The 203-nt window shown below is 47.8% G+C and carries 1 protein-coding gene; it reads right to left on the bottom strand.

Translation table 11 applies throughout. The features are described 5' to 3' along the window. On the bottom strand, positions 1 to 203 hold a 203-nt coding region (locus JIG41_RS23330), incomplete at both ends, for a zinc ribbon domain-containing protein (RefSeq protein ID WP_199525085.1).

Genomic DNA, 203 nt, shown 5'->3' on the forward strand with positions numbered 1-203 from the left:
CAGTTACCGCACACAAATAGCTCTTGTGATTTACGGTTGTCGGGGTGAGTGTGATCGCATTTAGCGCACTCCTGACTGGTATGCGGGGCGGGTATTTTGAAGACGGCTTTTCCTGCTTGGTAGGCCTTGTATTTGGTGTAAGTCTCTATGATGTGCCAGCCAACGTTTAAAATAGACTTGTTTAGCCCAGCCTTTTGTTTGGC

It is taken from the genome of Pseudoalteromonas sp. bablab_jr011 (assembly GCF_016464045.1).
Lineage (GTDB): Bacteria > Pseudomonadota > Gammaproteobacteria > Enterobacterales > Alteromonadaceae > Pseudoalteromonas > Pseudoalteromonas lipolytica.